Origin of the sequence: Arthrobacter sp. SLBN-112 (genome assembly GCF_006715225.1) — a bacterium.
Taxonomy (GTDB): domain Bacteria; phylum Actinomycetota; class Actinomycetes; order Actinomycetales; family Micrococcaceae; genus Arthrobacter.
In genome coordinates this window covers 2,851,312-2,869,057 of sequence record NZ_VFMU01000001.1, presented here as the reverse complement: position 1 = coordinate 2,869,057, position 17,746 = coordinate 2,851,312, and the positions used below count along the sequence as shown (strand labels likewise).

Sequence of the window (17,746 nt, the reverse complement as noted above, 5' to 3'; positions counted from 1 at the left end):
TCACGCGAGGGAGCGTTTAAGTGGCCGATCAGGCAACTGCGCAAGAATTCGACATCCTGGTACTCGGTGGCGGCAGCGGCGGATACGCTGCGGCGCTGCGTGCGGTACAGCTCGGCCTCACCGTCGGCCTCGTGGAGAAGGGCAAGCTGGGCGGCACCTGCCTCCACAACGGTTGCATCCCCACCAAGGCCCTGCTGCACTCGGCAGAGCTGGCCGACCACGCCCGTGATTCCGCCAAGTACGGCGTGAACGTCACCCTGGACAGCATCGACATCAACGCCGTCAACGCCTACAAGGACGGCATTGTCGCGGGCAAGTACAAGGGCCTGCAGGGACTCATCAAGTCCAAGGGCATCACCGTCATTGAGGGCGAAGGCAAGCTCCAGGGCACCGACACCGTCGTGGTGAACGGCACCGCCTACAAGGGCAAGAACATCGTCCTGGCCACCGGCTCCTACTCGCGCACCCTTCCCGGCCTGGAAATCGGCGGCAAGGTCATCACCTCCGACCAGGCCCTGACCATGGACTTCATTCCCAAGAGCGCCATCATCCTGGGCGGCGGCGTCATCGGCGTCGAGTTCGCCTCGGTCTGGAAGTCGTTCGGCGTGGACGTCACCGTCGTGGAGGGCCTGCCCTCCCTCGTTCCCAACGAGGACGCCACGATTGTCAAGAACTTCGAACGCGCCTTCAAGAAGCGCGGCATCAAGTTCTCCACCGGCATCTTCTTCCAGGGCGTCGAGCAGAATGACGACGGCGTCAAGGTCACCCTGGTGGATGGCAAGACGTTCGAAGCCGACCTGCTGCTGGTCGCCGTCGGCCGCGGCCCCGTCACGGCCAACCTGGGCTACGAGGAAGCCGGCGTCACCATCGACCGCGGCTTCGTTATCACCAACGAGCGCCTGCACACCGGCGTGGGCAACATCTACGCCGTCGGCGACATCGTCCCCGGTGTACAGCTGGCCCACCGCGGCTACCAGCAGGGCATCTTCGTGGCCGAGGAAATCGCCGGCCTGAAGCCCGTGGTGGTCGAGGACATCAACATCCCCAAGGTCACCTACTCCGAACCCGAAATCGCCACCGTTGGCTACACCGAAAAGGCTGCCAAGGAGAAGTTCGGCGAGGACCAGGTGCAGACCCAGGAATACAACCTGGCCGGCAACGGCAAGAGCTCCATCCTGGGCACCTCCGGCCTGGTCAAGCTGGTCCGCCAGAAGGACGGCCCCGTGGTGGGCGTCCACATGATCGGTGCGCGCATGGGCGAGCAGGTGGGCGAGGCCCAGCTGATCGTGAACTGGGAAGCTTACCCGGAGGATGTGGCGCAGCTGCTGCACGCCCACCCCACCCAGAACGAAGCCCTCGGCGAAGCCCACCTGGCGCTGGCCGGGAAGCCGCTGCACGGCTAGGTTTCCCCAGCATTACCAGGCCCGGTGCACCCGGTCGTCCAGACCGGGTGCACTAGGCTTCCAACAAGGCAGCAATCATTCGCACTAAAGATCAATAAGGAGAACGGGGACGACATGTCTGAATCCGTTAACTTGCCCGCCCTCGGTGAGAGTGTCACCGAAGGAACCGTCACCCGCTGGCTCAAGCAGGTAGGTGACCGGGTAGAGGTGGACGAGCCGCTGCTCGAAGTCTCCACCGACAAAGTAGACACTGAAATCCCCTCTCCCGTAGCTGGCGTGATTGAAGAAATCCTGGTCGCCGAAGACGAGACCGCCGAGGTAGGCGCACCCCTGGTACGCATCGGTGACGGCTCCGGCGGCGGCTCCGCACCCGCCGAAGAAGCTCCCGCTGCTGCACCGGCCCAGGAGGCTCCCGCAGAAGCAGCTCCTGCGCAGGAAGCACCGGCTGAAGCAGCTCCCGCCCAGGAAGCACCTGCACAGGAAACCCCCGCACAGGAGCCGCCGGCTGCCGGCGGCGGCGGCGAAAGCCACGAGGTAACCCTCCCCGCACTGGGCGAAAGCGTCACCGAAGGAACCGTCACCCGCTGGCTCAAGGCCGTTGGCGACCAGGTGGAGGTCGACGAACCCCTGCTGGAAGTCTCCACGGACAAGGTGGACACCGAGATTCCGTCCCCGGTTGCCGGTACGCTGCAGGAAATCCGGGTCAACGAGGACGAGACCGCTGAAGTCGGTTCCGTGCTTGCCGTGATCGGTTCCGGCGCTGCCGCTGCTCCTGCTCCGCAAGCTGCACCGGCCCCGGCTGCCGCTCCCCAGCAGGAAGCCCCCAAGCAGGAAGCACCCACGCAGGAAGCCCCCAAGCAGGAAGCCCCGGCTGCAGCTGCACCGGCCCCCGCCCAGGAAGCTCCCAAGGCGGCCCCCGCTCCCGCTCCTGCTGCTGCTCCCGCAGCCCAGGAGGCGGCACCGGCCGGTGGCTCCGAGTCCGGCTACGTCACTCCCCTGGTCCGCAAGCTGGCCAACCAGCATGGCGTGGACATCTCCTCGCTCTCCGGCACCGGCGTTGGCGGCCGCATCCGCAAGCAGGACGTCATGGCCGCCGCTGAGGCCAAGGCCGCTCCCGCAGCCGCACCGGCCGCAGCCCCTGCCGCGTCCGCACCGGCTGCATCGGCTGGAGCTGCTTCCTCACTGCGCGGCACCACCCAGAAGGCTCCCCGCATCCGCCAGGTCATCGCCCGGCGCATGCGCGAATCCCTGGAGATCTCCACCCAGCTGACCCAGGTCCACGAAGTGGACATGACCAAGGTCGCCAAGCTGCGCGCCCGGGCCAAGAACTCGTTCCAGGCCCAGAACGGCACCAAGCTGACGTTCCTGCCCTTCATCGCCAAGGCTGTGGCCGAGGCCCTCAAGCAGCACCCCAAGCTCAACGCTGCGTACGACGAGGAAAAGCAGGAAATCACCTACCACAACGCCGAACACCTGGCCATCGCCGTCGACACCGACAAGGGCCTGCTGGTTCCGGTCATCGCCGACGCCGGCAACCTGAACCTTGCCGGCCTGGCCGGCAAGATCGCCGATGTTGCCTCCCGAACCCGCGACGGCAAGATCGGCCCGGACGAGCTGTCCGGCGGCACGTTCAGCATCACCAACATCGGTTCGGTGGGCGCGCTGTTCGACACCCCGATCATCAACCAGCCGCAGGTGGGCATCCTGGGTACCGGCGCCATCGTCAAGCGGCCCGTTGTTGTTGCTGACGAAAACGGTGACGACTCAATCGCCATCCGCTCCATGATGTACCTGTCCCTGACGTACGACCACCGCCTGGTGGACGGTGCCGACGCCGGCCGGTTCCTCCAGACCCTGAAGGCACGCCTTGAAGAAGGCGCCTTCGAAGCGGACCTGGGACTGTAACCTTCAGAGCAGTACAAGGACGGCGGTGCCGGCACGGGTGGGAAACCTCCCGCAGCCGGCACCGCCGTCGCGGTTTTAAGCTGAAGCAGCCCGGGGCCGCCGGACCTGACGTCCGCGTGGCTTTGCTACGGGCCGTAGAACTGACTGGCTAAGCTGGAGCCATGACTATTCTCTTCAACATCCTGGTCTTCCTGCACGTCGTGGGAGCCGCCATGATCGTGGGCTACTGGATCGCCACCATGCGGACCCCCACGGTGCACCCGCGCCAGCGTGACGGCGCCTTCCTGCAGCTCCTCACCGGCATCGCCATGATGGGCATCCTGCCGTTCCTGCCGGACTCCGACCCCAACTACGCCAAGCTGGGCATCAAGTTCGTCATCGCCGTCGTGGTTGCCGTCCTGGCAGTCATTGGAACGCGCAAGGTCAAGAACGGGCAGCCCGTCTCCACCGGCCTCGCGCACGGCGTCGGCGGACTGGCGTTGGTCAACATCGCCATCGCCACCCTCTGGCAGTAAGCGGCTGTTCTGCACCGTACGGCGGCGCGCCCTTCCCAGGGGCGCCGCCGCCGGCGTTTTAACGCCATGGTCACAATCCTCTGACAGCGGACAACCCGTGCGCCCGGGGTCCCGAATCCCTAGGATGGGTAGCGGCGGGGTCCTGGCAGCAGCCTGCCCCGGTAAGGATCAATCTGAGGAGTGACATGGCAGCAACACGTTCAGCAAACGCAGTATGGAACGGCAACCTGACGGAGGGTTCCGGCACCACCAGCCTGGCCACCTCAGGCTTGGGCACCTTCGATGTCACGTGGAAGGCCAGGACTGAAGCGGCCAACGGCAAGACGAGCCCGGAAGAGCTGATCGCTGCAGCCCACGCTGCCTGCTTCTCCATGGCCTTCAGCAATGAACTTGCCAATGCAGGCCACACACCGGAGGAAGTGCGCACCAAGGCAGATGTTACTTTCGTGCCGGGCACGGGCATCACCGGCAGCCACCTGACCATGTCAGCCCGCGTCCCCGGCATCTCAGAGGATGAGTTCCAGAAGATCGCAGCGGACGCCAAGGTGGGTTGCCCCGTCTCCGGCGCCCTCGCCAGCATCGACATCACGCTGGACGCCACGCTGGAGGCCTAGGCCCCTCCCCAAGCTAAACAAAACGCCCTGCCCGGCCGGAAGATTTTCCGGCCGGGCAGGGCCTTTTAGTTACCGTCTAGAGCTACGGCTGCTGGCTCCCCTGCCGGCGGGCCGGCAGGGGTGCGGGCTTCAGGCGCCGGTAGCCCGAACGGGCCGGCGGCCGGTCGGTGGGCAGTTCCTGGATCATTTCCTTCAGCGCGCCGATGCCGTACTCCAGCTGGGGATCGCGGCCGGCGGCGTAGGCGTGCGGGGGGTAGGTCACTTCGATGTCCGGATCCACGCCGTAGTTTTCCACGCCCCAGCCAACGCCTCCGCCGAACCAGTTGGCGTAGCGGGGCTGGGTAACCCCGGTGCCGTCGGCCAGCGCGAAGCGGTTGTCGATGCCCACCACACCGCCCCACGTCCGTGTTCCGATGACCGGGCCGATGCCCCTCAGCTTCGACACCTGGGTGATGATGTCCCCGTCGGATCCGGCAAACTCGTCCGCAAGGATGATCACGGGCCCCCTGGGCGCGTGGTGCGGGTACGTGCGCGGTTTCTCCCCGCGCGGCATGCTCCATCCGGTGACCTTGCGGCCGATCAGTTCCGCCACGAGTTGCGACGTGTGTCCGCCACGGTTGCGGCGGACGTCGACAATCAGGCCGTCGAGCGCTGTTTCCGTATCGAGGTCGCGGTGCAGCTGGGCCCAGCCGTTGGCCATCATGTCCGGAATGTGGAGGTAGCCGAAGGTTCCGTTGGAGGCCTCCCGGACAGTCCGCCGGTTGCCCGCAACCCACTCCTGGTAGCGCAGGCGTTCCTCATCCTTGATGGGCACGACGGCGACCCGGCGCTGGGTGCCTTCAGCAGCACCGTGCCCGGGGCCGTTGAGGAGGGTCAGCTCCACGGCGCGGCCTGCTGCGCCCACCAGCTGCACGGCCGGGGTGACGCCTTCGGACAACGGGACGCCGTCGATGGCCAGCAGGATGTCCCCCGCCCTGGCACCCACGCCAGGCCTGGTGAGCGGGGAGGTCGCGAGCGGGTCGGAGGACTCGCCCGCCAGGATGCGGGTGATTTCCCAGCCGCGGGCAGTGTGCGCGAGGTCCGCGCCGAGCCTGCCCTGTCCCCTGCTGCCGCGTTCGGTAACAGGGGCGGGGCGCACGTAAGCGTGGGAAGTCCCCAGCTCGCCATGGAGTTCCCACAGCAGGTCCACCAGGTCATCGTGCGAACCCAGCCGTTCAACCAGGGGCCGGTAGCGGGCATGGATGGAATCCCAATCCTGCCCGGCCATGTCCTCGGTCCAGAAGAAGTCGCGCTGCAGCCGCCAGGCCTCATCGAACGCCTGTCCCCAGACGCTCAGCGGGTCCATGAGGACGCGGATCCGGCCCAGGTCCACTTTGACCACCTTGCCGGAATCTTCGTCCGCCTTGGCGTCCGACGGAACCACGGTGACCTGTTTGTCGGCAACCACGGCCACCTTGCTGCGGTCGCCGGAGAGGCGGTAGCTGTCCACGGCATCCACCAGGGTGGTCTGCTTGCGCCGTGCGATGTCATACCGGACCAGGCTGGGGCGGGCGTCCTTGTCCTCCTGGCTGGCCTTTCCGTCGCCGGTTACACCGGCCAGGGCGGAGTCGAGCCAGAGGAGGCCGCCGTCAACGGCTTTCAGCGAGCTGTAGTTGCCCTGCGGTACGGGGACACTGATGACCCGGTGCGCCAGTCCCTCCGCGTCCACATGGACGGCTGGCAGGGCATTTTCCCGTCCGTCGCCGCCGGCCGCGGCATCCGTGTTTACCGCTGTTTCCGGCTCCGCGCCCGCGGGATCAACCGAGGGGCCAAAGGGCGACGGCGTCGCTGCAGCGAGTGCCACCAAATATGGCTTGATGGGACTGGGAAAGGAGAGATCGAACGAATGTCCGTCGTACACGGGATCGAAGCTGCGGTTGGACAGGAAGGCGAGGAACCTGCCGTCCGGGGTGAAAGCCGGTGAGGCGTCGCGGAAACGGCCGTCGGTAACGTCCACAGGTTCGGCGTCGAGCCGGTCCACGGTGGCCAGCCGCAGCCGGCTGCGCGAACCAAAGGACGTGACCGGCTCGGACCAGGCCAGCCAGCGCGAGTCCGCAGACCACGCCAGTTCGGAGATGCTGCCTTCGCCGATGCTTGCCACCTGCGTGAGGCCGCCGCTGCGGGTGTCCAGGACGTAGACGTCGCCAAAGGATGTGCCGAGGGCAAGCCAGCGTCCGTCCGGGCTTGCTTCCAGCGAACTGGCGCGTGACGGCGTGGGGACGGTGATGCCTGTCCCGGCCGCGGGTTCCAGGGTGTCAGCTGCGGGTGCCGGGGCCGGTGCCACATCTGCCTGCTGTTCGTCGTCTGCGGCAACGTGCGGCTGGCCTCCCGACAGCACCGCCGCGCCGGCCGCGGGAACAGGCTGCGGCAGGCTCACCGTTTCCGTCCCCGCCAAACCGGTCTCTGCTGTGTCTCCGGAACCGGGGGTTGGTGACGCTGGTGTTTCCGATGCTGCAGCGGCCTGGGTGGCGCCTGCCCCCGTGTGCCCGGCAGTGTGCGGAACCGGCGCGGCAATGTCCTTGATGTGCAGTGCTTCCACGTTGTCGTGGTCAGCGATGTAGGCGATGCGGCCGTCCCCCAGCGGCCGCGGCAGCCGGCCGCGGACTCCGGGGGTGGCCTCGATGATGCGGGACGGACCATCCTTGTGCCGCAGCCAGTGGATGGTCCCGTGCGACTCCACCGCGCTGGCGGAACCTGCCACGTCCGGCGCCACCGCACCAAGGTGCTTGACGGCATCAAGGAGGGCAGGACGCCTGGTCTGCGTGGCCGAGCCGAGGGTGATGTCCAGTTTTACCGCCTCCGAGCCAAGATCACGGAGGATCCAGAGTTCCCCGGCGGATTCGAAGATGACCCGCTTGCCGTCAGTGGCGGCATGCCGGACGTAGAAGTCCTGGTGGTCGGTGTGGCGGCGCAGGTCCTTTCCGCTGGGAAGGACCGAGTACAGGTTGCCGTACCCTTCGTGGTCGGACAGGAAGGCGATCCGGCCGTCCACCCACATCGGATCGGTGAGGTTGCCGTCAAGGTCCGGCACCAGGCGCTCGAACTCACCGTTGCCGTCGCGGTCGATCCACAACTTGCCGGCCGTCCCGCCCCGGTACCGCTTCCACCATGCCGGTTCACGCGACAGCACGCTTGCCAGCACCACGGGCCGTTCATCGCCGATCTCGGGGCCGAAGGCGACAGACTCCACCGGACCGAATGGAAGTTCCTGCGCCCAGCCGCCCTCCAGGGGGACGCTGTAGGCGTGGGTGTGCCGGCTCTCAGCCTGGCGGAAGGCGCTGGTGACCACTACGGAACCACCGGCGGTGAATCCCTTAACCTTCGTGGTGCTGTGGCCGAAGTAGGTGAGCTGCCGGTACCCGCCGCCGTCGACCTGCGCCGACACCACTTCCGGCGCCGTTCCCTGCACAACCGTCCACACCAGGCGCTTGCCGTCAGGGGTGAAACGCGGGTTGCGGGCAGGAAGCTGGAGCGACGAGACACGCCAGGCGCGGCCGCCGTCCAGGGGCGCAATCCACACGTCGTCCTCGGCCACGAAAGTGACCAGATCGCCGTGCACATGCGGGAAACGGAAGTAGCTCGAAGAGGTCATCGTTCGATCATAGTCAACCCCTCACCTGGGCAGCGGGAGGTACACAACGCGCTGCCGTGGTGAGATGGACCATGCATATCGTCATGGCCGGCGCCTCCGGGCTCATCGGCACTTCCATGTCCGCAGCCTTCCGCAGCGCAGGCCACTCGGTGACGACCCTGGTCCGCCGACCGCCCGCCGGCCCCGCCGAAATCCGCTGGGACCCCGCCGCCGGCATCCTGGATCCAGGCGCGCTGGCCGGGGCAGATGCCGTGGTCAACCTCTCCGGTGCAGGCATCGGAGACAGGCCGTGGACGCGGAAGCGGGTGGAGGAACTGTTCAGTTCCCGGCTGGGGCCCACCAGGACATTGGTGCACGCCATGACGCAGCTGGATGCCCCGCCGGCAACCTTCATCAGCCAGTCGGGTTCGAATTACTATGGCGATGCCGGCAACACCGTCCTGCGGGAGGATGCACCGGCCGGCTCAGGCGTCATGGCACAGATCTGTGTTGAATGGGAGCAGGCCGCCCTGACCGCGCCGGCAGGGGTCCGTGTAGTGACGCCCCGGACCGGGGTGGTCTTCAGCCGTTCCGGTGGAGCACTGGGAAGGCTGCTTCCGGTGCTGCGTCTGGGTATTGGAGGTCCGTTCGGCAGCGGCCACCAGTTCTGGCCCTGGGTGACGCTTCCGGACGTTACCGCCGCCTTCCTGTTCCTCCTCGACTCCCAGCTCTCCGGCCCGGTGAACCTGGCAGCACCGGAACAGGCGGACGTCAACACGATCATCGCGGCCCTGGCCCACGCCCTGCACCGGCCGGCCGTGCTGCGTGTCCCGGCTCCCGTGCTGCGAACCGTCATGCCGGGCCTCGGCGAGGAGTTGCTGCTTTCCAGCCAGCGGATGGAGCCTGCGGTCCTGTCCTCGGCCGGGTTCCATTGGCAGCACGGACGTTTGGAAGACGCAGCCCGCTGGGTGGCCGGCAAGGGCGGCAGCGCCTAGCCGGAACCGGCTGCCGCAAGGATGTCGCTGACGCGCCACCGGCCATCGACCAACACCAGCACCAGCCGAAGGGGCTGTGGCGGACTGGGAGCCCCCGCTGCCAGCACCGTGCCTTCCGCACTCACCGTGTGGTAACCGGAGGTGGCTGAGGTTACCCGGACCACGGCCTGGTGCATGCTTCCCCCGTCTTCCACCGCCATCCCGGACAGCGTGCTGGTAAATCCGTCGAGGCGGTGCTTGGACGCAAGAAGCTGACCGGCTGTGCGCTCGTCGGCAGCGGCTGCAGCGGAGCCGGGGGCGTTCACCTCCGCCAGCAGCTCCAGCCTGCCGCTGCTGAAGGCATAGTCCCGCAGCGCCGCCAGCCCCTGCACGGCAAGCACCGGATCAGCTGCGCCGGCCCGCTGCCGGGCACCGTCAACAGATGCAGCAGCGCCCGTTCCGACGGCAACCGCCCCGGATGGGTCCGCAGACACCGGCGGCGATCCGGTTGCCGAGGCCCATATCTCCTGCCCTAACCCCGCGGACAGCCACCACATTCCCGCCGCGGCGGCGGCAACGGCCGGGACGATCACATGCAGAAGCATGCGGGTACCCCCGGAGGCAACGGGCGCATCCGCGTGTTTACCCCCGGACTGCGCCGCCTTTGACTGCCGCCGGTCACTGTTCTCCTGTGGCACCGGGCGGGCGGACCAGCGGGATGTCACCGCCCGCCGCCGCAGGCCCTGGAGTTTCACCCGGAGGCTGCCGCCCTTCGGGCTGGCGGAAACGTGGCGCCGCGTCAGCAGCTCAGGCAGAACGGTGGGATGGACGGCATCCGAGAGATCCACGGGCTGGGGTTCGGCACTGCGGTAAACGGCCGTGGCCAAGGCCAGCGCGTCAGGGCGCAGCCGCCGGTCCTCGTTCAGTCCTGCTTCCAGGGCGGCCGCAAGATCCTTGGGGACGCCGGGAACCAGGAGGGACAACGGCGGACGGTCGACAGTGCGGCCAGGGGCCTCACCCGTCAGGCAGAACCAGCCCAGGGCGGCCACCGAGTAGACGTCCCGTCCCGGCTGGAGGCCAGCGCGGACCGCATCCACCGGCGACGGATCCAGGAAGCCCCCCGTACCAACAGTCCCCGTGCTGCCCGGGTCGCCGAGCATCCGCGCAATACCCAGGTCGGACAGCATCGGTTTCCCCTGCCCCGTGAACAGCACGTTTCCCGGCGACACGTCCGAGTGCGTGAACCCTTTTCCATGCAGGTAGCCAAGTGCCTGGGCGATGGGGGTCAGAACGGTGACCGTCTCCCCCACGCTGAGCCTGCCACGGGCAGCCACCAACTGGGCCAGCGAGCCGCCGGCGGCATAATCCATGCTCAAGGCCGTGCCGCCGCCGGGTCCCGCCACGCGCACCGCGTCGTGGGCCTTGATGAGGTGCTGGTGCTCCAGGACGGACAGGATCCGGATCTCCCGCCGCACGTCCTCCTCGCTGAGGGCCGCACTGCCCCGGATTCTGCTGCCCCCGGCGCGGAAGCACTTGAGCGCGCAATCCCTGCCGCTGCCTTGTTCCCTGGCCAGCCACACGTCGGCGCTGCCGCCCCTGCCCAGCAACCGCCCGACGTCGTAACCGGGAACCTCCGGCGCCTGTGCATCGTCCATACTGCATGTCTAGTCGAGTTTCGGCCGCGCTGCAGAAGTTATCCACAGACCTGGCTGTTGCGGTCACAAAGCGGGCAGCCGGTGAGCTTGGACACTAAACCCGGCCGGCACGGCTTCGGGGTCTAAGCTGGATGCCATGACTCTTGAGTTTTCACGGCTGGGTCTTTCCCCTGACTTCGTTGATTACATGGAAGGCTGGGATGCCCAGCGCGAACTCCATGACAAGGTTATCGCCGGAGTTGCGCCCAGCACAGTCCTGCTTTTGGAGCACGCAGCCGTATACACGGCCGGCAAGCTGACCGAGGACCACGAGCGGCCGTTCGACGGCACGCCGGTTGTCGCCGTGGACCGCGGCGGCAAACTTACCTGGCACGGACCGGGCCAGCTGATTGCCTACCCCATCCTGAAACTGAAGAACCGCGCCGGCATCCGCGATTACGTGGAGCGGCTGGAAGAGGTCATGATCACCGTCATGGCGGACTACGGCATCACTGCCGAACGCATCAAGGGCCGCGCAGGTGTCTGGATCAAAGCCGATGCCAAGGGCCCGGACCGCAAGATCGCCGCCATCGGCATCCGCGTCCTGAACGGTGTCACCATGCACGGCATTGCCATTAACTGCAGCAACGACCTGGCACCCTACGGCCAGATCATCGCCTGCGGCATCACTGACGCCGGCGTGACCACCATGTCCCAGGAGACAGGCCGGGACATCCGGCCTGCGGATATCGTGGACCGGTTCGTGGAGGAATTCCGCAAACATGAAGAAGCATTGGTTTCGAGCCCTGAAGGAGCTCTACTGTGACACTGGCACCTGAAGGCCGGAAGATGCTGCGGATCGAGCAGCGCAACGCTGCGGTCCCGGTGGAACGCAAACCGGAGTGGATCAAGGCCAAGGTCCAGATGGGCCCGGAGTTCGTCGGGCTGAAGAACCTGGTGAAAAAGGAAGGCCTGCACACCGTCTGCGAAGAAGCCGGCTGCCCCAACATCTTCGAATGCTGGGAAGACAAGGAAGCCACCTTCCTGATCGGCGGCTCCGAATGCACCCGCCGCTGCGACTTCTGCCAGATCGATACCGGCAAGCCCTCCCCCGTGGACATGTTCGAACCCACCAAGGTGGCCCGCTCGGTCCAGTCCATGCAGCTGCGCTACGCCACCGTCACCGGCGTCGCCCGCGACGACCTGGAAGACGAAGGCGTCTGGCTCTACGCCGAAACCGTCCGCAAGATCCACGAACTGAACCCCGGCACCGGCGTGGAACTGCTCATCCCGGACTTCTCCGGCAACCCCGACCACATCAAGGCGATCTGCGACTCCGCCCCCGAGGTCTTCGCGCACAACGTCGAAACCGTGCCCAGGATCTTCAAGCGTATCCGCCCCGCGTTCCGCTACGAGCGGTCCCTGGACGTCATCACCCAGGGCCGGAACCTGGGCATGGTCACCAAGTCCAACCTCATCCTGGGCATGGGCGAAACCCGCGAAGAAATCAGCGAAGCCCTCCGCGACCTGCACCAGGCCGGCTGCGACCTGATCACCATCACCCAATACCTGCGCCCGTCCGAACGGCACCTGCCCGTGGACCGGTGGGTCAAACCCCAGGAATTCGTGGACCTCCAGCACGAAGCCCAGGAGATCGGCTTCCTCGGCGTCATGTCCGGGCCCCTGGTCCGCTCCTCCTACCGCGCCGGCCGCCTCTGGGCCACCGCCATGCGCAAGAAAGGCCGCGACATCCCCGCCGAACTCGCCCACATCGCCGAAGGCATCCAGGACTCCGGCACCACCCGCCAGGAAGCCGCCACCCTCCTGGCATCACATTCATGACCTCCCCGCAGTGACGTGGCAAGGGCCGGACGCCGGATCATTCCAGCGTCCGGCCCTTTGGTTTAAGTCACGTAGAATTGAGGCACTATGGCGAAATCCCCTGACACCAGCAACTCCACCCCGGCGGGCTCAAGCGCGGTGAAGCGCGGCCTGTTCACGCGCAAGCCGAAGGAAGCAAAGGCCAAGAAGCCCAGCAGGCTCAAGCAAATCGGCGAGGTCTTCACCATGACCCGCCGCCACGACCCCATGGTTCCGTGGCTCATGCTGCTGGCGTTCCTGGGCGTTGTGGCGGTCAGCTTCCTGGTGGGTTTCTGGCTGGATAACTGGATTACCGGCCTCATCATCGGCATTCCGCTGGGCCTGCTGGCGGCAACGTTTATTTTGTCCCGCCGCGCCGAACGTGCCGCCTTCGCACAGATTGAAAACCAGCCCGGCGCCTCGGGCGCCGCCCTGGGCACACTCCGCCGTGGCTGGATCACCGAAGAGCAGCCTGTGGCTGTCAATCCGCGCACCCAGGATGCCGTGTTCCGCGCCGTTGGCCGCCCCGGCGTCGTCCTTGTCAGCGAAGGCCCCAGCCACCGTGTGAAGCCGCTGCTCGATGCCGAGCGCAAGCGCCTGGCGCGCATCCTGCCCAACGTTCCCGTGCACACCATCCAGACCGGGCACGGCGAGGGCCAGGTGCCCCTGAGCCAGGTGGCGAAGAAGATGGGCAAGATGAAGAACGAACTGACCAAGCTGGAAGTCAGCACCGTATCCAAGCGCATTGCCTCGATGGGCACCCGGATGCCCATCCCCAAGGGCATCGATCCCTACAAGGCCCGTCCCAACCGCGGACGCTAGCTGGCGGAACGCCCCGGTACCGGCACTGCCGGGCCGGGGCGTTTTTTTCTTGCGCGCCAACCGTCTGTGCCGAACGGCAGCCTTTGCACAACTGGCCCTGCCATCAACCTAAGACAGGACGTGACCATGAACCTCAGGACAACTGTGATCCGCGCCTTCCATATCCTCGCCGTGGCCGAGGCCTGCAGTTGGGCAGCGCTCCTTGCCGGGATGTACTTCAAGTGGGTAGCGGGCACCAGTGAGCTTGGGGTCCAGGTGGCTGGACCCATCCACGGTGCGCTGTTCATCGGCTACGGAGTTGCCGCGCTGATGCTGTGGCGGGTGCAGCGCTGGCCCTTCATGGTGGCGGTGCTGGCAGGCGTCTCCGCCGTCTTCCCGTTCGCCACCCTCCTGTTCGAGCGATGGGCCGGGCGGCGCGGTTACCTCAGTGCCGCAGGGGCAGAAGTGCCCGCCGGTGAGCCTGAGTCCAGCCGGGTGTAGGCGAACGCGTCATCAGCCGTGGACTCCATTGATTCAGAACTGTCCTCCAGGCCAGGGGCGCCATCCGGGCGCGCCCAGGGCCGCAGGCGCATGGTCGCGCTTCTCTCCCTCCTCGGGGCAACGCTGTTCTGGGCCGGCAACTACGTCGTGGGCGCCGGCGCGGTCCAAAGCATTGAGCCGCTGAGCCTGGTCTTCCTGCGCTGGGCCATCGCGCTGGTGCCGCTGCTGGTCATAGCCCAGCTGGTGGAGCGGCCAAACTGGCGCTCAGTCCTGGCCGCGTGGCCGTGGCTGGTCGCCCTCAGCGTCTGCGGGCTGCTCGGCTACAACCTCCTGCTGTATGTTGCCCTGGAGCACACCGATGCGTTCAACGCTTCGCTGATCAACTCCTTCAATCCGGCACTCATCACGCTTGCCGCCGCCGTCTTCCTGCGTGAACGGCTGACGTGGTTGTCAGTCGCCGGCGTCCTTCTGGCCCTGGCCGGCGTCCTGATCGTGATCAGCGGCGGGGATGCGGGCAGGCTGCTCACCGCCGGCTTCGGTACCGGCGAGGTGCTGATGGTCGGTGCCGTGGTTGTCTGGACCGCGTACACGGTGATCGGCCGCCGGGCCCCGAAGATTCCGCCGGTTACAGCCACGGCAGTCCAGGCAGCAGTGGCGGTGGCCCTGCTGGCCCCGGTCCGCTTGGCGACAGGCGGGCTGGCCCTGCCTTCAACCGGCAACTCGTGGGCGTCACTGCTGTTTATCGCTGTTTTCCCGTCGGTGCTGTCCTACCTGCTGTGGAACCGTGCCCTGACGGTCCTGCCCGCAAGCGGCGCCGGCGTGTTCCTCAACCTCATTACAGTGTTCACCGCCATCCTCACCATCCTCGCCGGACGCGTCCACACCACGGCGCAACTGGTGGGCGGCGCCATCGTGATCGGCGGCGTGGTCATTGCCAATGCGCGGAACTTCCGCCGGCAGAAAGCCGGGGAAGCGCAAGGCTGAGGATTGTGTGGATCCCGGAAGGGGCATCCGTGCCTAACGGCGGATGAGGAGCGTGTTCATCGCCTTGTCGTGAAGGCCGCGCTGGTCCGGGTCGAAGATCACGGCGGGGACGACCAGGCAGAGCAGCACGGCCCTGACCAGGGCCGCGAGTGGCCCGGGCGCGCCGCCTCCCGGCTTCACCACGGCGATGCCCATCATGCGGTGGCCGATGCTGTAACCGAGCGTTCCCACCAGGAGGATCTGCTCAATTGCGAAGACCGCCAGGGTGGCCCAGGAGTCGCCGCCGAAAGCGAAGTTGCTGATAAGCAGCGCGATGCCCCAGTCGATGCAGATGGCTGCGATCCTGCGCCCCGCCCGTGCCATGGAACCCGGCCCGGACTCGGGCAGGCCCAGGCGCTCCCCCGGATACTTGGAGATGCCGGAGGTGTCCGGTCCGCTGAGCCAGGACCCAATGTCTTTGCGATCTACCACCGTCCAAGCTTACCGAGCCAGGCGGTGCCGGTGCGCCCACAGTGTGGATGGGACTCGACCGCAATGTGGACGGAGGATAGCGTGGTCATAGCAGGGCATTCTGTAACCTGCCCGAAACAATGCGGACACGGACGGGAAATGCCGCATCCATAGTCTGTTAGCAGTTTCAAGCAATCCCCGGCAGGTACCCAGCAGGGAAACCACGCGTTTTCCCTGCTTTTGGATTGCGCTGGATCAGATGGCTTCCATGCCAGATATTTACATATGCGTTAGGAGCATAGATGTTCAAGACTGCGGACGAAGTCCTCAAGTTCATCAAGGACGAAGATGTAAAGTTCGTCGATATCCGCTTCACCGATCTTCCGGGCGTCCAGCAGCACTTCAACGTCCCCGCCAAGAGTGTTGACGCTGATTTCTTCGTCAACGGCCAGCTCTTCGACGGTTCCTCCATCCGCGGCTTCCAGGGCATCGCCGAATCCGACATGCAGCTGATCCCGGACGTGACCACCGCGTTCCTGGACACCTTCCGCATGGAGAAGACCCTCGCGCTGAACTTCTCGATCGTGAACCCCCGCACGGGTGACCCCTACCACCGCGACCCCCGCGGCGTGGCCGAAAAGGCTGAAGCTTACCTGGCTTCCACCGGCATCGCCGACACCGCGTTCTTTGCTCCCGAAGCCGAGTTCTTCGTGTTCGACAACGTCCAGTACCAGTCCTCCCCGCAGGGCAGCTTCTACAAGATCGACTCCGAGGAAGCCCACTGGAACACCGGCCGTGAGGAAGAGGGCGGCAACCTGGGCTACAAGACCCCCGTCAAGGGCGGTTACTTCCCGGTCTCCCCCACGGACAAGCAGGCTGACCTGCGCGACGCCATGTGTGTTGCCCTGGACGAAGCCGGCCTCGAGGTCGAGCGCAGCCACCACGAAGTTGGATCCGCCGGCCAGGCCGAGATCAACTACAAGTTCACCACCCTGACCCACGCTGCCGATGACCTGCAGAAGTTCAAGTACGTCATCAAGAACACCGCTGACGCCTGGGGCAAGTCCGTTACCTTCATGCCGAAGCCTGTCTTCGGCGACAACGGCTCGGGCATGCACTGCCACCAGTCGCTGTGGAACGGTGGCGAGCCGCTGTTCTACGACGAAAAGGGCTACGCCGGCCTGTCCGACACCGCCCGCTGGTACATCGGCGGCCTGCTCCAGCACTCCTCCGCCGTCCTGGCCTTCACCAACCCGACGGTTAACTCCTACCGCCGCCTGGTCAAGGGCTTCGAGGCTCCGGTCAACATGGTCTACTCGCAGGGCAACCGCTCCGCCGGTATCCGCATCCCGATCACCGGTTCCAACCCGAAGGCCAAGCGCATCGAATTCCGCGCTCCGGACCCCTCCTCCAACCCGTACCTGGCATTCGCTGCCCAGCTGATGGCCGGCATTGACGGCATCCGCAACCGCATCGAGCCGCCGGCTCCGATTGACAAGGACCTCTACGAGCTCCCGGCCGAGGAAGCCAAGGACATCCCCAAGGCTCCGGGCACCCTGGAGGAAGCACTGGAGGCCCTGCGCGAGGACAACGAGTTCCTGCAGGCCGGTGGCGTCTTCACCCAGGACCTGATCGACACCTGGATCGAGTACAAGTACGAAAACGAGATCCGCCCGCTGTCCCTGCGCCCGAACCCCTACGAGTTCGAGCTCTACTACGGCGTCTAACCCGGCAACGCGGCTGAAGCGGGCATAGTCGCCGAGCAGCCCGCAAAAATCTTCAAAGAGAAAAGGCCGGCCCTTGGGATTATCCCGAAGGCCGGCCTTTTTGCTGTCCCGATCCGCTACGCCTGTTGTGCATTCCGCGAGCTGAGCCTTTCTCCCAGGACCTGAGCGACGGCCGCCCGCGCAGACTCTTCCCTGTCCGGCCACATGAGCCCGTACGTATCAAGAGTCGTCTTCGCGGACGAGTGCCTGAGGCTCTTCTGACGGTCACTATCTACAGCTCGGACGGTGTCACCGTCTACGAAACCATCGACATCCCAGCAGGCGGAGACGCCAGGCTAAATTTCAGCACCCCAACGAGAATGCCCCGGTTGGAAATGGAAAGCAGACGCGGCCAGCGTCGTCCGAGAACGTCTAACTGAAAACACTCACAGCCATTGGCGACTCCCAGACCGACTACTTCGCCGGCTTCGGCGTCCGCCCCAACGATACCTGGGCGCCCGTCGTTGCCAAGCTGCTGGGATCTGGCTGGCAAGCAAGATCCTTTGGCGTCAGCGGCAACAACTCCAGGCAGACTCTCGCACGCGCTGATGTCATGTTCCAGTACGACAAGCCGGACGCCGTTGGTATCGCCATCGGAGTGAATGATCGCCGAACAGCATCAACAGTTCGACCACGCAAAGCAACGTCCAAGCCCTTGTCACGGCAGCCAAGCACAGGGTTGTTGGGCGCCGGGCTGGGCGGCGGCGTCACCTTAGCTACTCCCTCGGC

The 17,746-nt window shown here is 66.2% G+C and carries 14 protein-coding genes and 1 pseudogene; 12 read left to right on the top strand and 3 right to left on the bottom strand.

The genetic code is table 11. The annotated features are described in order from the left end of the window. Nucleotides 1–20: 20 nt before the first annotated feature. The 4 genes from lpdA (at nucleotide 21) to FBY33_RS13250 (ending at nucleotide 4,437) form a co-directional block, all read left to right on the top strand. A complete protein-coding gene (gene lpdA, locus FBY33_RS13265) occupies nucleotides 21–1,403 on the top strand; it encodes a dihydrolipoyl dehydrogenase (protein WP_142030970.1) in 1,383 nt (460 codons plus the stop codon). A 114-nt stretch (nucleotides 1,404–1,517) separates the two neighbouring features. Next, the gene (gene sucB, locus FBY33_RS13260; protein WP_142030969.1) at nucleotides 1,518–3,308 is read left to right on the top strand and encodes a 2-oxoglutarate dehydrogenase, E2 component, dihydrolipoamide succinyltransferase; all 1,791 of its coding nucleotides are present in this window, start codon (nucleotides 1,518–1,520) and stop codon (nucleotides 3,306–3,308) included. 161 nt (nucleotides 3,309–3,469) lie between these two features. Beyond that, nucleotides 3,470–3,823, top strand: coding sequence for a hypothetical protein (locus FBY33_RS13255; RefSeq protein ID WP_142030968.1), 354 nt, complete (start codon nucleotides 3,470–3,472; stop codon nucleotides 3,821–3,823). 185 nt (nucleotides 3,824–4,008) lie between these two features. Next, on the top strand, nucleotides 4,009–4,437 hold the full coding sequence (locus FBY33_RS13250) for an OsmC family protein (RefSeq protein ID WP_056333222.1): 429 nt from the start codon (nucleotides 4,009–4,011) through the stop codon (nucleotides 4,435–4,437). A gap of 82 nt (nucleotides 4,438–4,519) precedes the next feature. Here FBY33_RS13250 and FBY33_RS13245 read toward each other — a convergent pair whose 3' ends face one another. Then, nucleotides 4,520–8,068, bottom strand: coding sequence for a S41 family peptidase (locus FBY33_RS13245; protein ID WP_142030967.1), 3,549 nt, complete (start codon nucleotides 8,066–8,068; stop codon nucleotides 4,520–4,522). Between the two features lie 71 nt (nucleotides 8,069–8,139). Between FBY33_RS13245 and FBY33_RS13240 the strand changes: the two genes are divergently transcribed. After that, the gene (locus FBY33_RS13240; RefSeq protein WP_142030966.1) at nucleotides 8,140–9,042 is read left to right on the top strand and encodes a TIGR01777 family oxidoreductase; all 903 of its coding nucleotides are present in this window, start codon (nucleotides 8,140–8,142) and stop codon (nucleotides 9,040–9,042) included. Here FBY33_RS13240 and FBY33_RS13235 read toward each other — a convergent pair. Beyond that, entirely contained in the window at nucleotides 9,039–10,676 is a 1,638-nt protein-coding gene (locus tag FBY33_RS13235) for a protein kinase domain-containing protein (RefSeq protein WP_142030965.1), read from the bottom strand. The genes FBY33_RS13240 and FBY33_RS13235 overlap by 4 nt on opposite strands. Nucleotides 10,677–10,812: 136 nt before the next feature. On the opposite strand from FBY33_RS13235, the gene lipB reads away from it, so the two are divergent. The 5 genes from lipB (at nucleotide 10,813) to FBY33_RS13210 (ending at nucleotide 14,801) form a co-directional block, all read left to right on the top strand. Further along, nucleotides 10,813–11,481: a lipoyl(octanoyl) transferase LipB gene (gene lipB, locus FBY33_RS13230; protein WP_142030964.1), complete on the top strand. Its 669-nt coding sequence runs from the start codon at nucleotides 10,813–10,815 to the stop codon at nucleotides 11,479–11,481. Continuing rightward, nucleotides 11,478–12,497, top strand: a complete 1,020-nt coding sequence (lipA, locus tag FBY33_RS13225; RefSeq protein ID WP_142030963.1) for a lipoyl synthase — start codon at nucleotides 11,478–11,480, stop codon at nucleotides 12,495–12,497. Before lipB ends, lipA begins: the two co-directional genes overlap by 4 nt. Before the next feature lie 87 nt (nucleotides 12,498–12,584). Continuing rightward, nucleotides 12,585–13,337: a DUF4191 domain-containing protein gene (locus FBY33_RS13220; protein WP_142030962.1), complete on the top strand. Its 753-nt coding sequence runs from the start codon at nucleotides 12,585–12,587 to the stop codon at nucleotides 13,335–13,337. A 126-nt stretch (nucleotides 13,338–13,463) separates the two neighbouring features. Beyond that, nucleotides 13,464–13,817, top strand: a complete 354-nt coding sequence (locus FBY33_RS13215; protein ID WP_142030961.1) for a DUF3817 domain-containing protein — start codon at nucleotides 13,464–13,466, stop codon at nucleotides 13,815–13,817. A gap of 90 nt (nucleotides 13,818–13,907) precedes the next feature. Beyond that, on the top strand, nucleotides 13,908–14,801 hold the full coding sequence (locus FBY33_RS13210; RefSeq protein WP_142030960.1) for a DMT family transporter: 894 nt from the start codon (nucleotides 13,908–13,910) through the stop codon (nucleotides 14,799–14,801). A gap of 33 nt (nucleotides 14,802–14,834) precedes the next feature. Here the strand turns inward: FBY33_RS13210 and FBY33_RS13205 are convergent, their stop codons facing one another. After that, entirely contained in the window at nucleotides 14,835–15,272 is a 438-nt protein-coding gene (locus FBY33_RS13205) for an RDD family protein (RefSeq protein ID WP_142030959.1), read from the bottom strand. 281 nt (nucleotides 15,273–15,553) lie between these two features. On the opposite strand from FBY33_RS13205, the gene glnA reads away from it, so the two are divergent. Further along, nucleotides 15,554–16,978: a type I glutamate--ammonia ligase gene (gene glnA / locus FBY33_RS13200; RefSeq protein WP_056331646.1), complete on the top strand. Its 1,425-nt coding sequence runs from the start codon at nucleotides 15,554–15,556 to the stop codon at nucleotides 16,976–16,978. A gap of 415 nt (nucleotides 16,979–17,393) precedes the next feature. Further along, nucleotides 17,394–17,633, top strand: a pseudogene (locus FBY33_RS20935) (SGNH/GDSL hydrolase family protein); the annotation flags it as partial. Nucleotides 17,634–17,746 lie beyond the last annotated feature (113 nt).